General features: G+C 70.7%; 22 protein-coding genes, 2 pseudogenes and 1 riboswitch. Of the genes and pseudogenes, 10 read left to right on the forward strand and 14 right to left on the reverse strand.

The annotated features are described in order from the left end of the window. The first annotated feature begins 2 nt into the window (after window positions 1–2). The 3 genes from ABC337_RS16075 to ABC337_RS16085 are packed head-to-tail and all read left to right on the forward strand — an operon-like array spanning window position 3 to window position 2,581. A complete protein-coding gene (locus ABC337_RS16075) occupies window positions 3–1,397 on the forward strand; it encodes an FAD-dependent oxidoreductase (protein ID WP_412883103.1) in 1,395 nt (464 codons plus the stop codon). Further along, a complete protein-coding gene (locus tag ABC337_RS16080) occupies window positions 1,394–1,909 on the forward strand; it encodes a GNAT family N-acetyltransferase (protein ID WP_412883102.1) in 516 nt (171 codons plus the stop codon). Before ABC337_RS16075 ends, ABC337_RS16080 begins: the two co-directional genes overlap by 4 nt. A 39-nt stretch (window positions 1,910–1,948) precedes the next feature. Then, window positions 1,949–2,581, forward strand: coding sequence for a DNA alkylation repair protein (locus tag ABC337_RS16085; protein WP_412883101.1), 633 nt, complete (start codon window positions 1,949–1,951; stop codon window positions 2,579–2,581). A 28-nt stretch (window positions 2,582–2,609) separates the two neighbouring features. On the opposite strand, the gene ABC337_RS16090 is transcribed toward ABC337_RS16085, so the two are convergent. Continuing rightward, window positions 2,610–2,861 carry a hypothetical protein gene (locus ABC337_RS16090; RefSeq protein WP_412883100.1) on the reverse strand — a complete coding sequence of 84 codons (252 nt, stop codon included), beginning with the start codon at window positions 2,859–2,861 and terminating at the stop codon, window positions 2,610–2,612. Window positions 2,862–2,994: 133 nt separating this feature from the next. Continuing rightward, a riboswitch (cyclic di-AMP (ydaO/yuaA leader) is annotated at window positions 2,995–3,189 on the forward strand. A gap of 2 nt (window positions 3,190–3,191) precedes the next feature. Between ABC337_RS16090 and ABC337_RS16095 the strand changes: the two are divergent. Further along, window positions 3,192–3,960, forward strand: a pseudogene (locus ABC337_RS16095) (NlpC/P60 family protein). 40 nt (window positions 3,961–4,000) lie between these two features. Here the strand turns inward: ABC337_RS16095 and ABC337_RS16100 are convergent. From ABC337_RS16100 to ABC337_RS16110, 3 genes are all read right to left on the reverse strand, one after another. Then, window positions 4,001–4,630 (reverse strand): dihydrofolate reductase family protein, encoded by a 630-nt coding sequence (locus tag ABC337_RS16100; protein ID WP_412883099.1) that lies wholly within the window; start codon window positions 4,628–4,630, stop codon window positions 4,001–4,003. 9 nt (window positions 4,631–4,639) lie between these two features. Continuing rightward, window positions 4,640–5,017, reverse strand: a complete 378-nt coding sequence (locus ABC337_RS16105) for a cupin domain-containing protein (RefSeq protein ID WP_412883098.1) — start codon at window positions 5,015–5,017, stop codon at window positions 4,640–4,642. Between the two features lie 84 nt (window positions 5,018–5,101). After that, window positions 5,102–6,622: a DUF5129 domain-containing protein gene (locus ABC337_RS16110; RefSeq protein WP_412883097.1), complete on the reverse strand. Its 1,521-nt coding sequence runs from the start codon at window positions 6,620–6,622 to the stop codon at window positions 5,102–5,104. A gap of 112 nt (window positions 6,623–6,734) precedes the next feature. On the opposite strand from ABC337_RS16110, the gene ABC337_RS16115 reads away from it, so the two are divergent. Further along, window positions 6,735–7,190: an LpqB family beta-propeller domain-containing protein gene (locus ABC337_RS16115; protein ID WP_412883096.1), complete on the forward strand. Its 456-nt coding sequence runs from the start codon at window positions 6,735–6,737 to the stop codon at window positions 7,188–7,190. Next, window positions 7,187–8,935 (forward strand): DUF5671 domain-containing protein, encoded by a 1,749-nt coding sequence (locus tag ABC337_RS16120; protein WP_412883095.1) that lies wholly within the window; start codon window positions 7,187–7,189, stop codon window positions 8,933–8,935. The genes ABC337_RS16115 and ABC337_RS16120 overlap by 4 nt, the downstream gene beginning before the upstream one ends. Window positions 8,936–8,948: 13 nt before the next feature. Here ABC337_RS16120 and ABC337_RS16125 read toward each other — a convergent pair whose 3' ends face one another. Then, on the reverse strand, window positions 8,949–10,100 hold the full coding sequence (locus tag ABC337_RS16125; RefSeq protein WP_412883094.1) for a cation:proton antiporter: 1,152 nt from the start codon (window positions 10,098–10,100) through the stop codon (window positions 8,949–8,951). A 189-nt stretch (window positions 10,101–10,289) separates the two neighbouring features. On the opposite strand from ABC337_RS16125, the gene ABC337_RS16130 reads away from it, so the two are divergent. Next, window positions 10,290–10,688: a hypothetical protein gene (locus tag ABC337_RS16130; RefSeq protein WP_412883093.1), complete on the forward strand. Its 399-nt coding sequence runs from the start codon at window positions 10,290–10,292 to the stop codon at window positions 10,686–10,688. A gap of 57 nt (window positions 10,689–10,745) precedes the next feature. Here the strand turns inward: ABC337_RS16130 and ABC337_RS16135 are convergent, their stop codons facing one another. The 5 genes from ABC337_RS16135 to gad form a co-directional block, all read right to left on the reverse strand. Then, window positions 10,746–11,744 (reverse strand): sensor histidine kinase, encoded by a 999-nt coding sequence (locus ABC337_RS16135; protein WP_412883092.1) that lies wholly within the window; start codon window positions 11,742–11,744, stop codon window positions 10,746–10,748. A 36-nt stretch (window positions 11,745–11,780) separates the two neighbouring features. Next, entirely contained in the window at window positions 11,781–12,443 is a 663-nt protein-coding gene (locus ABC337_RS16140) for a response regulator transcription factor (RefSeq protein ID WP_412883091.1), read from the reverse strand. A 4-nt stretch (window positions 12,444–12,447) separates the two neighbouring features. Continuing rightward, entirely contained in the window at window positions 12,448–13,230 is a 783-nt protein-coding gene (locus ABC337_RS16145; protein ID WP_412883090.1) for a DedA family protein, read from the reverse strand. A gap of 12 nt (window positions 13,231–13,242) precedes the next feature. Continuing rightward, complete coding sequence (locus ABC337_RS16150; RefSeq protein WP_412883089.1) at window positions 13,243–14,013, reverse strand: phosphatase PAP2 family protein; 771 nt, start codon at window positions 14,011–14,013, stop codon at window positions 13,243–13,245. Window positions 14,014–14,099: 86 nt separating this feature from the next. Next, window positions 14,100–15,500, reverse strand: a complete 1,401-nt coding sequence (gene gad, locus ABC337_RS16155) for a glutamate decarboxylase (RefSeq protein ID WP_412883088.1) — start codon at window positions 15,498–15,500, stop codon at window positions 14,100–14,102. A gap of 146 nt (window positions 15,501–15,646) precedes the next feature. Here gad and ABC337_RS16160 point away from each other — a divergent pair, with 146 nt between their 5' ends. Then, complete coding sequence (locus ABC337_RS16160) at window positions 15,647–16,321, forward strand: DUF1345 domain-containing protein (RefSeq protein WP_412883087.1); 675 nt, start codon at window positions 15,647–15,649, stop codon at window positions 16,319–16,321. A gap of 58 nt (window positions 16,322–16,379) precedes the next feature. On the opposite strand, the gene ABC337_RS16165 is transcribed toward ABC337_RS16160, so the two are convergent. Together ABC337_RS16165 and ABC337_RS16170 are read right to left on the reverse strand one after the other, a co-directional pair. Beyond that, a complete protein-coding gene (locus ABC337_RS16165; protein WP_412883086.1) occupies window positions 16,380–17,588 on the reverse strand; it encodes an alkaline phosphatase family protein in 1,209 nt (402 codons plus the stop codon). Continuing rightward, window positions 17,585–19,321 (reverse strand): annotated as a pseudogene (locus ABC337_RS16170) (alkaline phosphatase family protein). Before ABC337_RS16170 ends, ABC337_RS16165 begins: the two are co-directional and overlap by 4 nt. Between ABC337_RS16170 and ABC337_RS16175 the strand changes: the two are divergent. Continuing rightward, window positions 19,286–19,810: a hemerythrin domain-containing protein gene (locus ABC337_RS16175; RefSeq protein WP_412883085.1), complete on the forward strand. Its 525-nt coding sequence runs from the start codon at window positions 19,286–19,288 to the stop codon at window positions 19,808–19,810. The pseudogene ABC337_RS16170 and the gene ABC337_RS16175 overlap by 36 nt on opposite strands. Before the next feature lie 64 nt (window positions 19,811–19,874). Here ABC337_RS16175 and ABC337_RS16180 read toward each other — a convergent pair whose 3' ends face one another. After that, entirely contained in the window at window positions 19,875–20,555 is a 681-nt protein-coding gene (locus ABC337_RS16180) for an endonuclease/exonuclease/phosphatase family protein (protein WP_412883270.1), read from the reverse strand. 125 nt (window positions 20,556–20,680) lie between these two features. Between ABC337_RS16180 and ABC337_RS16185 the strand changes: the two genes are divergently transcribed. Next, window positions 20,681–21,484 carry a thioesterase family protein gene (locus ABC337_RS16185; RefSeq protein WP_290257695.1) on the forward strand — a complete coding sequence of 268 codons (804 nt, stop codon included), beginning with the start codon at window positions 20,681–20,683 and terminating at the stop codon, window positions 21,482–21,484. On the opposite strand, the gene ABC337_RS16190 is transcribed toward ABC337_RS16185, so the two are convergent. Next, the gene (locus tag ABC337_RS16190) at window positions 21,481–21,864 is read right to left on the reverse strand and encodes a DUF2177 family protein (protein WP_412883084.1); all 384 of its coding nucleotides are present in this window, start codon (window positions 21,862–21,864) and stop codon (window positions 21,481–21,483) included. The genes ABC337_RS16185 and ABC337_RS16190 overlap by 4 nt on opposite strands. Between the last annotated feature and the right edge of the window lie 10 nt (window positions 21,865–21,874).

The raw sequence follows: 21,874 nt of genomic DNA on the forward strand, positions 1-21,874 counted from the left end.
CCATGGCCGCCACCGGATCCCTTCCCGTTGCCATCATTGGCGCCGGTCCCGTAGGACTCGCCGCCGCGGCGCACCTGCTGGAGCGCGGCCTCGAACCCGTGATTTTCGAGGCCGGCGAAGCCCCGGCGGACGCCATCCGGCAGTGGCGCCACATTCGGCTGTTCTCGCCGTGGCAGTACAACATCGACGCCGCGGCCGCCCGGCTGCTCGCCGCCTCCGGCTGGGAGGCGCCGAAGCCCTCGGGCCTGCCCACCGGCGGGGACCTCATTGAGCGGTACCTGGAACCGCTGGCCGCGCTGCCTGAGATCGCCGGCCGCCTGCACACCGGCTCCCGCGTTACCGCCGTCACCCGGGAGGGCCTGGACAAGACGCACAGCCGGAACCGCGCCGGAACGCCGTTCCTGCTCCGGGTCGAGGAGGCCGGGGGCGGAACCCGCGAGGTGCGGGCCGCCGCCGTTATCGATGCCTCCGGCACATGGAGTACCCGCAATCCGCTGGGTACCTCCGGCCTGCCGGCCCGCGGCGAGGGGGCCGCCTCTGCCCGGATCTCCGCGCCGCTGCCGGACGTGCTGGGCCGCGACCGTGAAACCTTCGCGGGCCGCACCGCCGTCGTGGTCGGGGCCGGACACTCCGCCGCCAACACCCTGATCAATCTTGCCGACCTGGCGGCCCAAGAGCCCGGCACCCGGATCCTCTGGGCCGTCCGCGGCGCCTCCGCGGCCAAGGTTTATGGCGGCGGCGACGCCGACGGACTCGCCGCCCGGGGCCTGCTCGGCAGCCGGCTCCGTGGGCTCGTCAAGGACGGGACCGTGCAGTTGCACACCCGGTTCGGGACCGCCGCCATCTCCGCCGACGGCACCATGGTCACACTCACCGCCACCGACGGACGCACGCTGACAGCCGACGTCGTCGTCCCCGCCACCGGATTCCGGCCCGACATTGAGATTCTGCGCGAGCTCCGGCTGGACCTCGACCCGGGCGTGGAGGCGCCGCGGCAGCTCGCGCCGCTGATCGACCCGGAGTTTCACTCCTGCGGCACCGTGGAACCGCACGGGGCGCGGATGCTGGCGCACCCGGAGGAAGACTTCTACATCGTGGGCATGAAGTCCTATGGCCGCGCCCCGACCTTCCTGCTCGCCACCGGCTACGAGCAGGTGCGTTCCGTGGCCGCCGCGCTGGCAGGTGACCTGGAGGCGGCGGACACCGTCCACCTGGAGCTGCCGGAGACCGGAGTTTGCTCCACGGACATCGGCAGCAGCTGCGATACGCCCGCCGCAGCCGGGACTCCGGCGCCAGCCGGGGCAGGAGGCGGCTGCTGCACCGCACCGGAGCCGGTCCTCCTCGGTTTTCCCACGGGATTGCTGCACGGGCGCAGCGGCGAAGCGGACGCCGGATGAGCGCCGGGGCGGCCCTCCGGATCAGGGACCTGACACCCGCCGACTGGCCCGCCGTCCGGGATATCTGGGCCGAGGGCATCGCCACCGGCCACGCGACCTTCGAGGCGGAGCCGCCGTCCTGGGAGAGCTTCGACGCCGGACGCCTCCCGAACGTCCGTCTGGTGCTGGAGGACGACGGCGCCGTGCTCGGCTGGGCCGCCGTCTCCCCGGTGTCCACCCGTCCCGTCTACCGCGGCGTGGTGGAACACTCGCTCTACCTCGCCGCCGCCGCCCGGGGCCGCGGCCACGGTGGGCGGCTCCTCGCGTCGCTCATCGGCCGCTGCGAAGAGGCCGGCATCTGGACCATCCAGTCGACCGTCTTCCCGGAGAACACCGCCTCCCTGGCCCTGCACGAACGCCTGGGATTCACCGTGGTGGGCACCCGGCGCCGGATCGGCCTGATGTCCTACGGGCCGCTCGCCGGGCAGTGGCGGGACACCGTCCTGATGGAGTACCGCAGCCCGGACCACTAGCCGGACGCGGGCTCACGGCCGGTGCGGAAGAATGGGACGGTGAGCGAGGCCGGTGACTTCATAGACGCGACCCTGCAGCGCGAGAGTTCCTGGCAGCGCGCCGAGGCCGATCAGGACCGCTTCGGGCTCGGGCTCTCGATTTACGGTGCCTCCGTTGGCGCGGTCCGGGGCACCGTCCGGGACGCGCTCCGCCGGCATCGGGAGCTGGACCGGGACGGTCTCACCGCGCTCAGTTCGGAACTGTGGGCCGTGCCCGTGTTCGAGCGCCGCCTGGCCGCCGTCGTGCTCCTGCAGTCGGCCCTGCGGCACCTGGACAATTCGGACCTGACCCGGATCGAGGGCTTCCTCCGCGGCGCGCACCTGCCCGACCTCGCGGACCCGCTGGCGGTTGACGTCGTGGGGCCGCTCATCGTCGGGCTCGACGGGCAGGCCCGGTCCCGCGCCGAGGCCGTCCTGGACCGGTGGCTCCGCGACCCCGACCCCTGGCTGCGCCGCGCTGCCCTGCTGGCTCCGCTGCGGGAACTCCGCAAGCGCGAGGGGGACTGGGCGCGGTTCCGGCGCCGTGCGGCCCTGGCCAACGGCACTGCGTATGGCGGCCCCGACGGCGGGGCGGCGGAGATCGTGAGGGCCGCCGTCGAGCGCGTCGAACGGGAAGCGGGCGGCGAAACCTAGGGATGGTGGCCGCGCGAAGCGGCGGGTCTCAGGCGGGCCGGCGCTCGACGACGGCGTAGGCCTTGCCGTCCAGGAACTCCCAGTCCGTCACCACCATGAAGCCCAGCGCGTCCACCCTGTCGTTTAGTACGTGCAGGTCGAAACCGCCGTCGCGCGGCTCGGCGTCCCAGGTGGCGACGTGGATCTCCTTCCCCTCGAGAACCAGCAGCTCGGTGTTCACGTCGAAGTCTTCCTGCGGCTGATCGCTCAGCTGGCAGATCGCGACACAATGGAGATTCATCGGACCCTCCGCTCGGGACATGGTGGGATCATCGTAGCCCCGCCGGGACGCCTCCGCCGTTACCTTAATGTGACATTCGGGAGGATGGCCGTTACCGTGGAGAGGTGCCCGTTGGTTTCCGAGACGGGCGCCCCCGGACCGATTGCCTAACTCTGCCGCGGTCCAGGGCATCCTCGCAACCAGCTGGCAGAGACGGGGAAACCAATCGCGACCTGCCCACGGGCGGGTCTTGGGGTGAAGCCGCGCAGTGTCCGCCCAGACGGACCCGCGGCCGGGTGTCTCCCATCCGAATCCGACAGCTCACCTCGCAGGCTTTGGGAGAGGTACATTATGACTTCACGCTCTACTGACGCGCGCCCCGGCACCACCGCAACCACCGGTCGGGGTGCCGCCTTCGCCGCGGCGACCGGCACCGTGGGCCGGCAGGCTGCCGTCGTCCTCGCCGCCTCCGGCCTGGTCCTGACCAGCGGCATGGCGGCCAACGCCGCCGGCAACGTCCCCGCCGAACGGGAATCCGCACCCGTCTCGCACGCCGACGTCGCCGGCAAGGTTTCCGCCCCGGTGACCGCCGACTCTGCCGTTCAGATCAGCTTCGACCGCCCGGCCGTCGCCACCACCCCGGCGCCCGTCGTCGAGGCCCCGGCTCCGGCTCCGGCCCCTGCCGCCGCGCCCGCGGTGGCCAAGGCCCCCGTGGCCCAGGCCCCGGCCGCCCCGGTGGCGAAGGTGACCGTCCAGGCCGCAGCCCCGGCGCCGGCTCCGGCCGCCGCCCCCCGCCGGTGGCGTCAACGCCGCCATGCTTTCCGCCGCGTACAGCCAAATCGGCATCACGCAGGACTGCACCGCGATGGTGGAGAAGGCGCTCGGCGCCGCAGGCATCCCGGTGGGCGACCTCGGCCCGCAGCAGTTCCTCAACTACGGCAAGGTCGTCTCCGACCCGCAGCCGGGCGACATGATCGTCCAGTCCGGCCACGTCGCCATCTACGCCGGCAACGGCCAGGCGATCAGCGGCGGCATGAACGGCTCCAACCAGACGATCGTGCACCCGCTGTCCTGGCTGACCGCCACCGGCAGCGTGACCTTCGTCCGCGCCGGAGCCTAACCCGCGCGTTCAGCAGTACCGGACCGGCGTCCGGCAGCCCTCACGGCTGCCGGGCGCCGGTTTCGTTGTCTGAGGTTTCGTCGTCTGCGGTTACGCTGTCTGCCGCGTCGTTGTCGGCCGCGTACCGCAGGAGGACCACGCCGTTGCCGAACGCCCGGCTCTCAAGCAGCGTCAGGCCGGTGGGGGAGTCTGCGGCCTTGAACAGCGGCGTTCCGCGGCCCACCAGCACCGGGTGGACGTAGATCCAGAACTCGTCGATCAGCCCGAGCCGGCGGAAGGAGTCGGCCAGCTCCGCCCCGCCGAGGGCCAGGTCGCCGCCGGGGGCGGCCTTGAGCGCCCGCACCTGCCCGGCGTCGACCTCGCGCACCACCGTGGTGTTCCAGCCGGCCTCCGGCAGCGTGCGGGAGTAGACGTACTTGGGCATCTCCCGCCAGATGGCGGCGAAGTCCGCGACGGCGGGAGGGCAGTCAGGGTCCTGGTCCGCCGTCGGCCAGTACCCGGCCATCAGCTCATAGGTGACCCGGCCGTCCAGGAACGCGCCCATGGTGCGCAGCTGGTCGTTGAAGTGCTCATGCAGTTCGGCATCCACCCGGTGCCAGCTGATGTCCGCGTGCGGGCCCTCCATGAAGCCGTCGAGGGAGACCTGGAAGGACAGGATGATTTTCCGCAAGGATCCGTCCTATCCGCCGGGCTTCGCAAAGCCCGCGGCACTGACGAATTCAATCCCCACGAACGCGTCCCCGCCCTCGACCCACGCGTCGTGCCCCGGCGGGATGGTGTAGGAGTGGCCGCCGGCGATCTCCACCCGGTTGCCGTCGGTGGTCTCGACGGTGAGCCTGCCGGAGACGCAGAAGCCGACGTGGCTGAGCTGGCACATCTCGGTGTGGACCACCGGCTTGATGCAGTCGGACCAGCGCCAGCCGGGCTGGAACGTGAAACGGCCGATCGTGTAGTCGTCGAGGGTGACGATATCCACCTCGGTCTTGTCCGGGCGGCGCTTCTCGTCCGGTGTGTTGTGGGACTTCACCTGCAACTGGGAAACAGCGACAGCAGGCATTGCTCTGCCTCTTTCGGTTTGGAACGGAAACTACGGACAACGCCTACGATCCTCGCTTGAGCAGGGGTTGTCGATACGGTTTTCCTAGAAGCCGGACGAGCTGCCGGAGCCCGAAAAGCTGCCCCCGCCGACGCCGTACCCCGTGGTCCCGCCCCGGGCCGAATTGATACTGGTCACGCCGGTGGTGAAGCCGGAGGAGAACGCGGGAACCGAGAAGAAATAGGCGGACGGGTAGACCGTGCCGAGGATGCTGGGCTCGTAGCCGGGCCGCTTCCTGCCGCCGCTGCCGGACCGTGCCTCCTCCATCTCCCGGCGCATCAGCCGCGCCTCCCGTTCGGTGCGGGCGAATCCTTCGATCACGGTCTCCGCGTGCCGGTTCAACAGTTCGGTCAGTTCCGTGCGGGCGTCCCGGAGCCTGTCCAGCGCGTCCTCTGGGCCGAGGGCGCCGCCCGCGAGGTCCGCGGTCCAGCCCTCCATGTCGCTTTGGCTGCGGTCGCGGAAGGACCGTAGCGCGGCGGCGGTGGCCGAGTCGCCCGCACCGTGGCTCTTGCGGAGGAGGTCCTCGATGCCGGCCAGATCCCGCCTGAAGGGCGCGAGTTGGCGGTCCCAGGCGGTGGGCCAGAGCGGGCTCCGGTTCAGCAGCGCGTTCGCGTCCGAGATGACGTCATCCAGGGCGTCCAGTTCCGCGGCGGCGTCCGCGAACTGCCGGGCCAGCGCCAGGGACGAGCGTTTCCCCTGCTGCCGTCGGGTGAGGGCGTGGACCCGGGTGGAGAGCGCCGTCGCGGCGTCGTACCGGCTGAGGAAACTGCGGTGCTTCTCCAGGACCGTGCCGCCGTAGCGGGAGGAGGCGGGGATGGTGCCGGCGTTGAGTTCGGTGACCGGCAGGTCCATGCTCACCCGGGCGTAGGCGGCGTCGCCCTTTGCGGTCTCCCGGCGGCACCCCACCCGGGTGCGCCAGCGGACCAGGAGCCAGGCGGCGGCCCCGGCGGCGGCGAGTCCCGCGCCGATCCACGCCGTGACGAGGAACGCGGTGCTGCGGTACCAGGGCTGGTTGATCAGTTCCGCGCCACGGCGGATCCCGGCGATGGTCCCGTCCGTCCACTGCGCGTCGCGGAGCAGGTCCTTGGAGGCGTCCTGGATGTCCGTCCGCGCTCCGGGGGAGACCTTCCGGTCCTCACCCATGTAGGTGCCGACGTGGCGGCCCACCGGGTCGAGCGCGAAGATGAACAGCCCGTCCGCCCACTTCTGTCCGTCGGGGCTGATCCAGTCCGGGTGTTCCGCCCGGGCGTAGCGCAGCACCTCCTCGTTCAGGTTGTCCGAGGCGGTGCCGTTGTAGGTGTACACCGCGACCTTGGTGGGCTGGTAGAACTCGATTCCCCGGACCGCCGGCAGGAGCGTGGCGAGGTCCAGGACGCCTGCCCGGTCCACGACGACGACGTCGGTAGGCGTGGTGCCGGTGCGGACTACGGCGGTGGTGGTGCCCGTGGCGATCGCCGCAATCGGTGCCGCCGCCGCTCCGGTCGCGGGAGGTCCCAGGACGAGCGCTACGGCGACGGCGGCGAGCGCCAGGAACGTGGCAAACCTGGCGGCGGTAAAGGTCCCCATCGGTCCCACCATCTGCAGAGGGAGTGTTGTCCCAGACTCACGGCGGACCGGCCCGTCTGAAAGGGTCCAAAGACACCATGACCGGTGCGGGTGGTCCTTGCATACTGTCGGCATGAGCCAGCCGAAGCCGGGCCGGGTCCTCGTGGGCATCGCCGCGGCCGTCGTGCTGCTGATCGTCGCGGCCCTGGTGGCCGTTCTGCTGCGCGGGCAGCTGCGTCCGCTGGACCCGGGCACTCCCGCCGGCGTGGTCCAGCAATACAGCAAGGCCGTGGTGGAGGGCGACCTGGCGGCGGCGCAGGGCTACCTGACCGAGACCGCCAAGAACCGGTGCACGGGCTACTTCGGGACGGTCCAGGCCGCCCGGGTGGTGCTAGTGGGCTACACCGAACGGGGGCCCACCGCCACCGTGCGGGTCTCCATCGTCCATACCGCCGGGGAGGGTCCCTTCGGTCCGTCCGAATTTACGGAGGACGGGGTGTTCGTGTTGGTGCGCTCCGGCACGGGCTGGTCCATCGACGACCTTCCCTACAGCCTGCAGGCCTGCACCGGCGGGACACCGGTCAAATGACCACGACGCCGGTCCGGGTTCCCGCCGGAGGTACCGCCCAGGCCAAGGTACGCCGGCTGGTGGTGTACGTGCTGCTGGCGGCCCTGGTGGTGATCGCCGCCAACGGGGCCGGCGGCCTGCTTGAACGCGCACTGACCGCCGGGCAGGTCCTGGCCGGCGAGGGGGTCGCCGGGCTGGCGCTGTCCCTGGCGTTCGCACTCGTGAGCGGGCCGCTGGCTGCGTTGCTCTGGTGGCTGGTGTGGGGCCGCCTGGGCGCAGATGACGAACGTGCGGCGGCGTCGTGGGGTCTCTATGTGAGCGCCCTCTATACGCTGTCGCTGCTGATCTCCACCACCTCCCTCCTGGCCGCGGCGTCGTCGCTGGTCACGGAGCCCCAGCCGCAGTGGCGCCCGCCCCTCGCTGTGGGGATCGTCTGGTTCCTGGTGTGGGTGTGGCACCGATGGATGTGGCGGCACCCGGCCAAAGGGCCGCTGGCGCTCGCGCAGGTACCGGGGGTCATCGGAACGACGGCGGGGCTGGCGATCGGGGCGGGCGCGGGGGTGGCGGCCCTCTCCGGGCTGTTCGACGTCGCCCTGCGCGGCTCGATGGAACTGACCGGCGCCGCGGACCCGTGGTGGCGGGCCGTCCTGGGGAACACGGTGTGGGCCGCCGGGGGAGCGCTGGTGTGGTGGTGGCACTGGTTCCGCGGCGGAGCCCGCAAGCTCAGGCGCGGCTTCGCCGACGTGGCCCTGCTGCTGGCGGGCGTCCTCGCCGCCGGGCTGCTGGCGCTCGGGGGTGCCGGGACGGTGCTGTTCGTGCTGCTGCGGCTCGCGTTCGACCGGACCGAGGCGCTGACCGGCCTGCTGTCTCCCCTCGGCGCGGCGCTCGCCGCCACCGCCGTCGGCGCCCTGGTCTGGCGTTACCACCGGGCGGCGGCGCGCGGCCGTTCGCTCCGGGTTAGGCAGGCGGGCACCCTGATCACGTCGGGGGTGGCGCTGGCGGCCGCCTCATCGGGGATCGGCGTGGTGCTCAACGCCGCGCTCTCCCTGGCGGTGTCCCCGTTGGCGGAGACGCCACGGGGCGAGGGTCCCGGCGGCGGGAGTGCCCTGACCCTGCTGCTGGGCGGGATCAGTTCGCTCGCCGTGGGCGGCCTGGTCTGGTGGCGGACGTGGCGGCCCCGGGAGCAACACGGAACGCAGGGCGTGACGCCCGGCCGGCGGGTCTACCTGGTGACCGTCTTCGGGCTCAGTGCGGCGGTGGCGCTGGTGGCCCTGCTGGTCATTGGCTACCGGCTCTTCGAGTTGGCGCTCGCGGACGTCACCGGCGGCAGTGTGGTGGACCGGATCCGCGCCCCGCTGGGCTGGCTGGTGGCCGCGGGGCTGGCCTCCGGTTACCACTTCTCCGTCTGGCGGCAGGACAGGACCCTCAAGGAGTTCACCGCACCCGCGGCCCGTCCCAGCATCGGAAGGATCATCCTGGTCACCGCCGCCGACCCTGAACCGCTCCGTCGTATCCTCGAGGAACAGACCGGTGCGCCGGTCACCGTGTGGCACCGGGCAAGCGTCCTCCCGTCCAATGCCGTCCCGACCAACGCCTTCCCGTCCGGCGTCGCGACGCCTGATACCGCCGCCGCTGATGCCGCCCCGCTCGCAGACGATGCCTCCCCGCGGGCGCTCGCCGGGGCGCTCGACGGGATCAGCGCGCCGCGGGTGATGGTCATCGCCGATACCCCGGACGCCGCCCAGGTCATCGCCCTCCGCGACTGACGGCGTCGCACGCCTACCGGGAATCGGCCCCGGGCGGCGGGCCGAACGTCCGCGCAGCCCGGGACCCGGCCACCGCGCTCGCCACGATCGTGACCAGCGCGCCCAGCAGCAGGGCCGCGTCCTCGCCCGGAAGCAGGACATTCAGCTGGGTGCCGATGCTGGCCGCCGCCACCGGGATGCCCAGTTGCGCCGCGGACATGACCCCCAGCGGCAGCGGCAGGCCCACCGCCCTGAGCCCGGCGTGCAGCGCGACGGTCCCCAACCCCAAGGCCAGGCCGAGCGCCACCATCTGTGGCCGGCCGGCCAGGTCGCGCAGGTTCAGGGTGGCGCCCAGCCAGACGAAGAACACTGGACCCAGGAACCCGTCGCTGACGGCGAAAAGCTGGCGGGCCAGGCGCCGCGGTTCCCCGACGGCCGCGACCACCAGTCCGAAGGAGAAGCCCGCCAGCATCACCGACACCCGGCCCAGGTTCGCGATGCCGGCGAGGGCGAAGAGCAGCGCCAGCTGGATCCGCAGTTCCAGGGCAAACTTCCGCTGTTCGGATAGCCGGTGCACGCGCTGCCGGGTGCCCCGGCGCTCCAGGGTGCGCAGGCCAAAGAAGAGGACGACGGCGGCCGCGGCCACGGCGAGTGCGCCCAGGGCGCCGCGGGCCGCGTTGGGCGGGTCCAGGGCCAGCGGCAACGCGACGATGCAGGCGATGTCGGCGATGGCAACCTGCGCCATCATCGCCACCACGTGCGGGCCGCCCAGCCGCAGCGAGTCAACGATCGGCAGCACCAGGGCGGCGGAGGAGGAGGCCAGCAGCACCACGTAGAGCGGGGCGTGACCCGTGCCGAAGAGCAGGCCCAGGCCTGTGCCTGCGGCCGCGGCTGCCGCGGCGGCCAGCACCGCCCGGCCCGCCCCGCGCCCCAGGGCCGGCCGGATCACCGGGTCCCGGACCGGGACGTGGGTACCAGCGACGAACATCATCAGGGCGAACCCGATGTTGGCGAGCAGGCTGAAGGTGGGGTCACCGGGGTCCACCAGGGCCAGCCCGGTCCTTCCGATCAGGATGCCGGCCAGCAGTTCCCCGAGCACCACCGGCAAATGCCAGCGGACCGGCAAGGCCAGCAACGGCCCGGCCAGTGCGACGACGGCGATCAGCGCCAGGGTCAGGAAGCTCACGCGGCCCGGTCCTCCCCGGGTCCCGCAGCGCCGGGATATCTCAGCATGGACTGAGAGTAGTCCCGCCGGGCCTTTGCGGTCCCGCTGAGCTCCGCTTTCCAGGCTGGGAAATTGCCAGCAATCTCCCAGCCTGCGTGGATAAGGTCCCGGAGGCGGTCCGCTCCGCCGTGTTATCACCAAGGAGGATGCGTGGGCCCGATCAAGAGTCTCTGGGCGATGGTCCAGGGCGACCCTGTCTTCATGCGGCGCGTGAACGGCTGGCTGGCGATCATCTGGATCCTGATGATCCCGATCTCGCTGATGATGGGCTGGCTGGACTCGGTGGTTTACGTTTCGGCCCTCTCCCTCTGGGCACTGGTATCCGGGCACTGGTCCGCGTGGCAGGCTGCCCGGGTAGAGGTGGCGCAGATGGAGGACGCCAGGCGCCGCGACAAGGAAGACCTGGTGGCCGAAGTGGTGGAGGCCCTCCTGGCCCGGACCAACGTGGAACCCGCCGACGCTCCGGCCTGTGACTGTGCTGGGAACCAGGCGGCGAACCGGGCGGGGACCAGCCCGGCGAACCGCGTGGAGACCAGCGCCGCGCTGTAGGCTGCGGCACCCAGGCCAACCAGCCGGCCAGGCCGCTTCAGCCCTGCGGTGCGCCGCCTAGTCGGTCGCGGCCGGTAGCTCGATCCGCAGCACCGTGCCCTCCGGACCGGTTCCGGCCACCGAAACCGTGCCACCGGCGGCCATGGCGATCTCGCGCACCAGCGACAGTCCGATCCCGAAGCCGCGTCCGCCGTCGGAGCCCGCGGGCCGGGCGGTGTGGACAAACCGGTCAAAGATCCGGTCCTGATCCACCCCGGTGATGCCCGGGCCTGTGTCGGAGACGGTGATGACGGCGGACCCGTCCTCCTCCGAGGCCCTAATCAGGACCTGGCCGCCTGACGGGGTGTGCGCCAGCGCGTTGTCCGCCAGGGCCAGCACCGCCCGCCGCAGGGCATTGGCCTCGATCCGCGCCCGGGGGCGGCCATTGGCCTCGAAGCCGAGCACGATGCCCTTGCCATCGGCCAACTGCCGCAGGCTCTCCGCGACGGACTCGGCGACGCCGGCCAGCTCCACCGGGGGAGCGGAAGGGTCCGGGGCCGCCGCCGTCGCAGCCAGCAATAGCTCGTTCACGATCCCGGTCAGCGTGGCCGTATCCGCGCGGATCCTGGCCAGATTGCGCAGCGCCGTCGGATCTCCCTCGGCGTCCCGCTGGGCCAGCTGGATGCGGGTGTCCAGGATCGCCAGCGGGGTCCGCAGTTCGTGGCTGGCGTCCTGGACGAAGCGGCGCTGCAGCGCCAGGGCCTCGCCGAGGGGACGGATGGCGCTGCGTGCGCTCAGCCACCCCACCAGTCCGGCCAGGGCGATTCCTGCCACGCCCGCGATGGTCATGGCCTCGAGGATGTCGCGCGAGTCCACATAGGCGTACGTTGTTCCGGCACCCGTGGCCGGCAGCTGGGTGGGCTGGGACAGCTTGTGCACCAGATACGCGGTGGCCACCGCCAGGAGCGCCAGCACCAGCACGGCGCTGACGGCGCTGATCCGCACGGCCACCTTCAGCGCCGCACGGCGAAGCGTGGTCTCGTCCGGGCTCGGCCCGGCCACTGTTGCCTTACTCATGGACACCCGCCCGTGGAAACATGGTCATCAACCTGCTCATTCGGGCTCGCCGATCTGGTAGCCGAGCCCGTGGACGGTGCGGACCACTGACTTGGAGATCTTCCGGCGGAGGTGGTGGACATAGGTGTCGATCACACCCGGCTGGTCCGTTGGGGAAAAGTACCGGGACAACAGCTCGTCCCGGGTGAACACGCGGCCCGGTTCGGTGGCGAGGGCGGCCAGCAGTTCGGCCTCCTTTGCCGTTAGGGTGACGGTCTGGCCGTAGAGGGAGCGGACCAAGCGCGCCCCGGGATCCAGCTCCCAGCCGCCGATGGGGACCGTGGCAGGCGGCGGGGCGAACGTGCGGGTAAGGGCCCGGAGCCGGGCGGCGAGTTCGCGGGCGTCGAAGGGTTTGGTGACGTAGTCGTTGGCGCCGGCGTCCAGGCCCCGGACCTTCTCGTCAGGGTCGCCGAGCGCCGTCAGGATCAGGATCGGCGTCGCGATGCCCTTGGCGCGCAGCGCACCAATCAGGCCGATGCCGTCCAGGCCCGGGAGGCCGCGGTCGATCACCATCACGTCCCAGGCCCCGGTCAGCCCACGGTGCAGGCCCTCCTGTCCGCTGGCGGCAAGGACCACCCGGTAGTCGGGTTCCAGGAGTTCGGCGATCAGCGGGCCGAGGACGGGATCGTCCTCGACCAGCAGCAGGGCGGGCATCGGCATGGGGCTAGTCTTCCACCGCCGCGGTGCGCACCCCGTCCTCGGACACGCGATCCCGGGAGCCGCCGTCGTCCGCGCCGTCCCTGTCCGCGCCGTCGTCCGCGGGCGTGCCGGACGCGTCTGTGCCCGACGAACCACGGGAGCCGCTGCGGCGCCGCCGGAGCAACTGGACCAGCCAGGGCAGCACGGAGACCAGGACCATGGCGATGGCGATGATGTCGATGTTGTTCGCGATGATCGCGTAGTGGCCCAGCCAGGTGCCCAGGAGCGTCACCGAAGTGGCCCAGGCGAGGGCCCCGACGATGTTCCAAAGGGTGAAGGAGCGGTAGCTGTAGCGGCCGATCCCGGCGGTTAGCGGCGCGAAGGTGCGGACCATCGGGACGAAGCGGGCCAGGACGACGGCGGCGCCCCCGTGCCGCCGGAAGAAGTCCTCTGTGGCGGTAAGGCGGGCGGTCTTGAGGATCCGCGCGTCATCCTTGAACCAGCGGCGGCCGAAGGTCCGGCCGAGGAAGTAGCCCACCTGGTCCCCGGCGATCGCAGCGGCCGTGATCACCCCGATCAGCACCGGCAGGCCCAGCTCCAGTTCCCGGTGCAGGAGACCCGCCGTGAAAAGTAGCGAATCGCCCGGCAGGAACGGAAACAGCACCCCCGATTCGATGAACACCATGGCGGCGATGACGCCGAGGGCCGCCGGTCCCAACCCGGAGAGCATGGTCGCGGGGTCCAGCAGGGAGGGGGCGCCGGCGACGAGGCCGGGGGCCAGGGCGGTGGCGTGGACGATGCTATGCACGGGCGGGTTCCTTTAGCGTCGGGGAGAGCGGAGGGCGGCGGGGATCCGATCCGCCAGGGCCGGGCCGAACCGGTTCCAGAGGCCGGTGACCACCACGACGGCGGCGCTGGCGGCCAGGAACGAGGCGGTGACGTCGGTGGGGTAGTGCACGCCGACGTAGAGGCGGGACCAGGCCACGATCACGGCCACCACGGCGCCGAGTATCGCGACGGGGCGGGCCCAGCGGGTGCCGCGGACCAGGAAGAACAGCGCGAACGCCAGCGCCACGGCAAAGGACACGTGCCCGCTGGGGAAGCTGTTGGAGCCGGTCTCGGGGGAGAGGGGGTCCACCAGCAGGCCCTGGTCCGGGCGCTGCCGGGCGATCAGGAGCTTGAACGCCTCACTGGCCACCCAGCCGGAGCAGGCCACCAGCCCGAAGGCCACCGCCTTGACCAGGTCGCCCCGGACCAGCCAGATCACCAGCGCGATGACGGCGACGACGGCGAGTCCCACCACCGGGCCGAAGACCAGGTTGATGGCCATGGCGACGGCGGTCAGCACGGCAATGTGGTGCTGGCTGAGGTTCTGGTCGATGCCCAGCTCGGCCGCGGTGTCGCCGGGCAGCAGCTTTACCGTGACGCCGAGGGCGATCACGACGGCGGAGAGAAGTACCGCCAGCAGCAGCCAGTGGCGCTGCCGGGGCAGTGGCCAGAACCGGCCGGCGGCAGGGCCGGTGCCGAACGAACCTGTGCCGGAAGAACCGTGGCGCTCGGCTGATCGATCGAGTGGGGCGGGTCCTGTCATGGAATCCTCCGTTTCGGGGGCGCTGGCACGCGGTGGCGCGCCTCTTCCAGTGTCCCCGGCACCGGTTAAGAATCGCTTAAGAATCCTCAGTGGTGGAAGGCCGGGCTCTGCCCCTGGGACGGCATCGGGGCATCAAGGGAGTCCAGATACTCGACCTCCTTCTTCAGGTCGGCCAGGAAACTCGCCGCAAGGTCCTTCGTGAAGCCGTTCCGCACCACCACCCGCTGCACCGTGATGTCGCCGAGGCCGTCCGGGAGCGGGTATGCGGGAACAATCCAGCCGCTCATCCGCAGCCGCTCCGACAGGTGGTGGAGGTTCCAGTTCCGGGTGTGGCCGTCGGCCAGCTGCCATGCGAAGACCGGGATGTCCGAGCCGTCGCTCCAGAGGGTGAAAGCCTTCATCGCGCCGATCTCCGCGGAGAGGTAGGTGGCCACGTCGCGGCAGGCGGACTGGACGGAGGCGTAGCCTTCGAAGCCGAGGCGGAGGAAGAGGTAGTACTGCAGGAGCACCTGGGCGCCGGGGCGGGAGAAGTTCAGGGCGAACGTGGGCATGTCCCCGCCGAGGTAGCTGACGTGGAACACCAGTTCCTCCGGCAGGGCGTCCTTGTCCCGCCAGATCACCCAGCCGAGGCCGGGGTAGACCAGGCCGTATTTGTGGCCGGAGGTGTTGATCGAGGCGACACGGGGGAGGCGGAAGTCCCACACCGTGTCCGGCTGCAGGAACGGGGCGATCATGGCCCCGGAGGCGCCGTCGACGTGGATGGGGACGTCGTGGCCGTGCTTGTCCTCGATGGCGTCCAGCGCGGCCGAGATCCCGGCGATGTCCTCGTAGCGGCCGGTGTAGGTGACGCCCATGATGGCCACGACGCCGATGGTGTTCTCATCGACGTAGTGCTCCAGGTCTGAGCCGTCCAGGACCGGGTGTTCGGCGGAGACGGGGACGTAGCGGGCCTCGACCTCCCAGTAGTTGCAGAACTTCTCCCAGCAGACCTGGACGGCGGAGCTCAGGACCAGGTTGGGCTTGTCGGTGGGTTTCCCGGCGGCGCGGCGGGCGTTCTGCCAGCGCCGCTTCAGGGCCAGGCCGCCCAGCATGCAGGCCTCGGAGGAGCCGATGGTGGAGGTCCCGACGGCGGACTCCGGGTCCGGGGCATTCCAGAGGTCGGCGAGCATCCGCCAGCAGCGGGTCTCGATCAGGGCGGTCTGCGGGTACTCATCCTTGTCGATCATGTTCTTGTCGAAAGTCTCGGCGTAGAGCTTCGCGGCCTCGGTCTCCATCCACGTGCCCACGAAGGTGGCTAGGTTGAGGCGGGCATTGCCGTCCAGCATCGCCTCGTCATGGACCACCTGGTACGCGGTGGCGGGGAGGGACTCGCCGTCGGGAAGCCGGAACTTGGGAAACGTGGTGGCCTCGCCCGGCCTGCTGAAGAGCGGGTTGAGCTCTACATCGGTGTCCGGCTCGTGCTGGGGGGATCTGTGGGACCTGGGCATGGCACTCCTTCGGCAGGGGGAAGCCGCGGCGGGGCCGCGGCCTGCCCCGCCCACGCTACCCGCCGGGCCGGGGCCTTGGAAGGTAACGGCGCCGACACGCCCCGCCGTGCGCTGGGCGTCGGCGGCTCAACTGGGAAGATCGGCGCATGAACGCAGAGGCAGCGAACGGCCACGGCGGCCACAATTTCAACAGCCGCGCCCACCACTCCCGGCTCAGGGTGCTCGTGATGGTCCTGGTAGGCGCGGTCACCGCCGTCGCCGTCGGCTCCCTGATGTCCTGGGCGTACGCGCCCGCGCTGGGCTGGGCGGCGGCGTCCCTGACCTACCTGGTCTGGGTGTGGTCCGTGATCGGCGGCCTGCAGCCGCAGGCGACGGCGGCGCACGCCCGCCGCGAAGACCCCAGCCGCGGCCTGGCCGACGGGCTGGTGCTGGTGGCCACCGTGGCGAGCTTCGGCGGCGTCGCCCTGATCCTGCTCGATGCCTCCAACGCCCAGGGCGGCACCAAGGCGGCCATCATCGCCATGGCCGTGGGAAGCGTGGCACTGTCCTGGTTCCTGGTGCACACGCTGTACACGCTCCGGTACGCCTCCATCTACTACCGGGACAAGACCGGCGTCGACTTCAACGAGGACAAGCTGCCCCGCTACCTGGACTTCGCGTACCTGGCCTTCACCGTCGGCATGACCTTCCAGGTCTCGGACACGGACCTCAAGTCCGACGCCATCCGCACCACCGTCCTGCGGCAGGCGCTCCTGTCCTACCTGCTGGGCACGATCGTGCTCGCCACCACCATCAACCTGGTGGCCGGCCTCATTCACTGACCGGCCACCGCGGGTTTTCAGGCCGCCGGCCTCAGAGGCCCGGCCTCTGGCGCCGACCTTAGACGCCGGCGTTGTAGACGTCGAGTCCGAACCGATTCAGGCCCGGGGTCCCGGCGTAGCCGAGGTAGGGCAGCCCGAAGGTGTCCTCGATGCTGGCCAGCAGGCTGTAGTGGTTGTACGGGGTGGTGGACCAGGTGCCGCCCTTGGTGAACGGGGAGAGCACCAGGGCGCCGACCCGGCCGCCGCCCATGCCCGTGATGCCGGGCAGGGCCGCGTTCGGTCCGGGGCCCTCACCGCAGCAGGCGCTGGCGTCGGACTGGGGGCCGTCGGACTCGTCGAAGGTGATGACCAGGACGCCGTCCTGCTTGAACGCCGGGGAGCCGGTGATGACCGGGACCCACTGCTTGAGCCAGGCGTCGGCGCTGGCCAGGCCGCCGGGCTGCCCGTCCACGCAGGGGGAGTCGTGGCCGTCGTGGCAGAGGTTGGGCGTGATCATCGACAGGTTCGGCGTCGTGGCGGTGGAAGCGAGGTCGGTGCTCAGGTTGGAGAGGTCGACGTCGTTCGCGGCGCAGTCGGGCGAACCGGTGATCCCGGCGAAGTAGACGAACGGGTTGTGGCGGGCCGCGTACTGGTCGCCGACCCGGGCCTTCTGGGTGTCGTCGACGGCACCGAGGGCGGGGTGCCGGCAGGGGGTGCCCATGTCCTCCATGTAGCCCTTCCAGGTCTTCCCGGCATCCTTGAGCTGCCCGGCGACGGTGGGGACGCTGGCAGGGAAGACGCAGCCGTCGCCGACGGCCTGGCCCGGGCTGGCGGTGCCGGTGCCAACGAACGGCGAGTAGGTCTGGCAGTCGGACTGCATCTGGGCGTTGGGCCCCTGGCCGGAGATTTGCGCGACGTAGTTGGGCTGGGAGTTGTGGGCGGTGCCGAAGTACTGGTTCAGCAGCACGCCCTGGCTGCGGAGCGTCTGGGACAGGTACGGGGCGGCCGACGCCGGACCCCAGGTCTCGTCGTAGCCCTTGTTTTCGAGGTTGATGACGAAGACGTGCTTGGCTCCGGGAAGGTAGCCGCCGGTCTGGGTGGCGGCGGGGGCGGCGGGGACGGCGGTGCCGGCCTGCTGTGGTGCGGCGGCGGGGGCGCCCGCGGTGGCTGACGCCGAGCCGTAGCCGATGCCCGCGGCGGCGAGGACGAGCGCGGAGGCGGCGGCGAACCGCTTCAGGATCCGGCGGCCGCGGTGCGGGGCGGCCTGGGTGCTGGTGGTGGTGTTCATGGCAGTTTCCATCCGTCGGCGAGGGCTTTCTGTTTCAGTCCGGACCACTCCTCTTCCGGTGGGGGTCCCACCGGGGTGCAGGCGGGGCCGGCCACGAAGGGCGGCACGAGGTAGCTCGGGGCGGCGAGGTTGGCGGGGGTGCCGAAGTCCAGGACCTCGGCAATGTTCCGGGCGGCCTGGTCGCGGGGCGTCAGGGGCGGCAGGTTCCAGCGCCACTCGATGGCCTTGAGGACCGAGGTGTGGTCGTAGACGTCGTGGGCGACGTAGCGGCGGCGGGCACGCGGGGAGACCACCAGGGAGGGGACCCGGAAGCCGCGAAGGGCCGTGGTGTCCGCGGTGTCGGGGGCCGTGGCCGGGGCGACGTGGTCGTAGAAGCCGCCCCATTCGTCGTAGTTGACCACCAACAGGGTGTTGGCCCAGCCGGGGCCGGAGGTGACCGCGTTGTAGACCTCGGCCAGGAATGCCTCGCCGGAGCGGATGTCGGCGTGCGGGTGGTCGTCCCCCGAGGTCCCGGACCCCTCGTCGGTGAAGCGCGGGTCTACGAAGGACACGGCCGGAAGGGTCCCGGCCGAACAGTCCGTCAGGAAGTCCGCGTAGGGGTGGGAGATGGGCTGGTACTTGGTGCCCCACAGCGCGGTGAAGGGGATGTCGCCTTAGTAGTACTTCCCGGCCACGCCGGCGGCGGCCAGCCGGTCCCAGATGGTGGGGAGCGTGGAGGTCACGGTGGAGTTGTGGATCCGGTCCGTGGCGGCGGCGTGCTGGTAAAAGCGGTTGGGGTACGTCTCGGCCATCGTCGCGGCGAAGTAGCGGTCGCAGACGGTCCAGTCGGGTCCGGCCTGGCGCCAGAAGTCCAGGTCCGGGGCGTCGTAGTAGCCCACCGCGAATTCGTCGTTCTCGCCGGCCCGGAGCCAGCCGTCGTTCTTGCCGTTGTTGAACTGGATCCGGCCACCCTCGTAGGAGTGGTCCGGGTCCGGGTGGCCGCAGCCCTGGAAATCGGTCAGGTGGTACGTCGAATGCGGGATGCCGTAGCGGTCCCTGAAACTCAGCCCGGACTGGTGGCCGTCGGCACCGGGCAGCCAGCCGAGGAAGTGGTCGAAGGAACGGTTCTCCATCATCACCACGATGATGTGCTCGATGCCGGAGGCGTCGGGCGCGGGCAGGGTCGGGGCGGCGGCGGTCGCGGCACGGACCGTGCCGGTGGTCGCAAGGGCGGTAGCCGCCGTCGCTCCCGCCACTCCGAGAAAACTCCGTCTGGAAAAAGTCACGTGATCATTTCCTTCGTTATCGGGCCGGACATTCTGGCTGCTGTCGTCAGCCGGTCCTGCGCAGGGGTAATCGCTGGAAGCGACGGAAAAGTTACGGTCCAGGGGTCCCCGCCCCGGAGGCAGCCGGATTCCTGACGGTCCCGTCGAAGGCCTCGGCCTGCCACATCCCGCCGGCCCCCGGGCAGTGCCCGGGCCGCAGGATGACGCCCAAAAGTAGATCACGGGAAGGTTACGGAACTGCCGGTTTTTCACGTCCGTCCGTGCTTGTTCACGCGATGTTTGCCTGAAGCGCCGGAACGTTCCCGGCCGGGCAGCACCTCCCGGGGCGCCTGCACTAGCATCGGAGCAACGGCATCCCGCCGCCGGCACACGCCGCCGATCCCTCCGCCGCAGCGCGGCCGGGACACGGCCGAAATCCCCGCAGGAGCACGCATGGACATCACCGACGTCATTCTCAACGACCACCACGACCAGCGCCGCATGTTCGCGATTTTGGAGGAGATGCGCGGCGCCGCCCCCGCGGACCTGGCCGCCGTCTGGGGTCGCCTGCAGATCCTGCTGGAAGTCCACGCCAAGGCCGAGGAGGAACTGTTCTATCCGGAGCTGCTGGCGCTGGGCACGGGGGAGGGCGGCAAGGACTCACCGGAGGACGAGACCACCGACGCCATCCACGACCACAACGAGATCCGTGACGCGATCGCCGACGTCGGGCGGCACGACGCCGGCTCCGACGAATGGTGGGCCGCCGTCGCGAAGGTGAACGAGGCGAACAGCGAGCACATGGGCGAGGAGGAACGCGAGGGCCTCACCGACTTCCGCCTGCACGCGGACCTGGACCTGCGGCACAAGCTGGCCGTGTCCTTTTACGCCTTCGAGGCAGCCCACGCCGGCGGCATCAAGGCCCACGACGTGGACCCCGACGAGTACGTAGAGCGGAACGAGCCGGGCTCACACTAGCGGCCCGACTGCCAACGGCCGGGCCTGGATGGCCCGGCCGTTCCGCTACCGACTTATACGGCCGCTATTCGGGGTTCTGGCCGTATTCGGCCGAGATCAGGATGGGCAAGTGGTCGGACGCGCCGCGGGGCAGCGTCTCCACCTTCTCGATCACCAGCCCCTGCGAGGTGGCGAAGTCGAAGTGGCCCTTGAAGACCTTGTAGCGGGTGTAGGTGCGCCGGTCGCTGAGCGAGAGCTCGTAACCGGCGTCCTTCATCTGCTCCGTCAGGTACTTCGTGAAAAACGGGTAGTTGAAGTCGCCCACCATGAGCGTCATCAGGCCGCCGCCCATGCTGAGCAGCTCGCCGTGGGCGGCGTGGATCTGGTTGCGGCGCAGCGAATTCGACGCCGTCAGCGGGGCCGCGTGGAACGAGGCGATGACCAGCGAATGGTTGGTCTGGTTGTCCACCATCCGGGTGCCGATCAGCCGCTCATGCGCCGGCGCCAGGACGCGGTCGTGCACGGACTTCTTCAATGAGAAGGTCTTGGTGTCGCCGGCGGTGAACCGGTCCGTGCTGTAGTAGATCGCCAGGCCCAGCCGGTTGCCACGCGTGGCGTCGGCCAGGCGCAGGTTTCCAATGCTTTCGGGAAGGTCTTCGGTGTCGCACTCCTGCAGGCACAAGGCGTCCACGTTGTAGTCGCGGGCCAGCGCCTCAAGTTCGCCGCTGGCCTTGTGTTTGCGGAGGTTATAGCTGATAACTCGGATCAGGGGGAGCACCTCTTCGCAGCATAGTCGGGGTTAACCTGCCCCCGAGTCTACCCAGTCCGGCACGGTGACGAGGCGATAGGGTGGTGGAATTCTCTGATTACGTTGCTGCGAAAGGGTCACCGTTGACTGCTGAAATGCCTGAGTTGGCCGAGGGCGACTTCTACTACGAGGTCCTCGGCGGAGGCCGCTACCGCTCGACCATCCACGCCCAGGGTGCCTGGAACGTCCACGAGCAGCACATGGCTCCGGCCTCCGGCATCATGGCCGACGCGCTCTCCCGGCACGACCCCCGGCCGGACATGCGGATGGCCCGGATCAGCTACGAAATCCTCGGACTGATCCCGGGCGGCGAGTTCGAGGTCACCACCACCACGCTGCGCCCGGGCCGCACCATCGAACTGCTCCAGGCGGAACTGACCGCCGGCGGCCGTGTCGCCATCCGGGCCACCGCCTGGCGGATCATCACCTCGGACACCACCGCGATCGCCGCCTTCGAGGACCCGCGGATCCCGGCCCCGGAGGACTGCGAGCCGTACGACGCCGCGCAGGTCTGGCCCGGCGGGTACATCGCCTCGCTGAGCATGCGCATCGCCGAGGGGCACCGGGCAGGGTCCGGCACCGTCTGGCTGCACACCGACCACCCGCTGACCGACCGGAACGACAGCGGTGACCTGGCCCGCCTGATCGGCCTGGTGGACACCGCCAACGGCATCGCGGCCCGGGTCCCGCCGGGCAAGGGCAGTTACGTTTTTCCCAACCTGGACCTGCAGATCCACATGTACCGGTTGCCGGAGGGACAGTGGCTGGGCCTGGACAACGAGGTGTCCTTCGGTACGGACGGCATCGGGCTGACCTCCACGGTGCTGCACGACCTGCAGGGTCCGTTCGGCCGGGCCGAGCAGATCCTGACGCTGCGCAAGAGCTAGTGGAAGACCAGCCAGCCCACCGTCGTGGCCAGGCCGGTGAGGACCACGCCCCAGGCGATGTCCACCAGCACAATCACCAGCGGCCACTTCTTGAGGGTCGCGGCGTTCGTCAGATCGTAGGTGGCGTAGGCGAAGCCGCCCAGCGCCGCGCCATAACCGAACGCTGCGGCCCAGCCGCCGCCGTCGAGCGCGGGGCGCAGGGCAAAGAAGACGATCCCTGCGATGTACAGCACGTAGAACACAACGGCGTAGCCTAGATGGGGCTTGTCCGCCATCAGGTGGCCCAGGTGGCGGCGGTAGAACCTGCTCGTCGACTTCAGCCAGACGGCGTCGATGACGGCGAACGCGGCGGCCACCACCAGGAATTGCAGAAAGACCATAAGGGAGCAT

Origin of the sequence: Arthrobacter phoenicis (assembly GCF_047238215.1) — a bacterium.
Taxonomy (GTDB): Bacteria; Actinomycetota; Actinomycetes; order Actinomycetales; family Micrococcaceae; genus Arthrobacter.

Coding starts and splice junctions, on each gene's coding strand:
- ABC337_RS16075 (WP_412883103.1), top strand. CDS start 3: ATGGCCGCCACCGGATCCCTTCCCGTTGCCATCATTGGCGCCGGTCCC.
- ABC337_RS16080 (WP_412883102.1), top strand. CDS start 1,394: ATGAGCGCCGGGGCGGCCCTCCGGATCAGGGACCTGACACCCGCCGAC.
- ABC337_RS16090 (WP_412883100.1), bottom strand. CDS start 2,861: ATGAATCTCCATTGTGTCGCGATCTGCCAGCTGAGCGATCAGCCGCAG.
- ABC337_RS16105 (WP_412883098.1), bottom strand. CDS start 5,017: ATGCCTGCTGTCGCTGTTTCCCAGTTGCAGGTGAAGTCCCACAACACA.
- ABC337_RS16110 (WP_412883097.1), bottom strand. CDS start 6,622: ATGGGGACCTTTACCGCCGCCAGGTTTGCCACGTTCCTGGCGCTCGCC.
- ABC337_RS16115 (WP_412883096.1), top strand. CDS start 6,735: ATGAGCCAGCCGAAGCCGGGCCGGGTCCTCGTGGGCATCGCCGCGGCC.
- ABC337_RS16120 (WP_412883095.1), top strand. CDS start 7,187: ATGACCACGACGCCGGTCCGGGTTCCCGCCGGAGGTACCGCCCAGGCC.
- ABC337_RS16135 (WP_412883092.1), bottom strand. CDS start 11,744: ATGAGTAAGGCAACAGTGGCCGGGCCGAGCCCGGACGAGACCACGCTT.
- ABC337_RS16140 (WP_412883091.1), bottom strand. CDS start 12,443: ATGCCGATGCCCGCCCTGCTGCTGGTCGAGGACGATCCCGTCCTCGGC.
- ABC337_RS16150 (WP_412883089.1), bottom strand. CDS start 14,013: ATGACAGGACCCGCCCCACTCGATCGATCAGCCGAGCGCCACGGTTCT.
- gad (WP_412883088.1), bottom strand. CDS start 15,500: ATGCCCAGGTCCCACAGATCCCCCCAGCACGAGCCGGACACCGATGTA.
- ABC337_RS16160 (WP_412883087.1), top strand. CDS start 15,647: ATGAACGCAGAGGCAGCGAACGGCCACGGCGGCCACAATTTCAACAGC.
- ABC337_RS16165 (WP_412883086.1), bottom strand. CDS start 17,588: ATGAACACCACCACCAGCACCCAGGCCGCCCCGCACCGCGGCCGCCGG.
- ABC337_RS16175 (WP_412883085.1), top strand. CDS start 19,286: ATGGACATCACCGACGTCATTCTCAACGACCACCACGACCAGCGCCGC.
- ABC337_RS16190 (WP_412883084.1), bottom strand. CDS start 21,864: ATGGTCTTTCTGCAATTCCTGGTGGTGGCCGCCGCGTTCGCCGTCATC.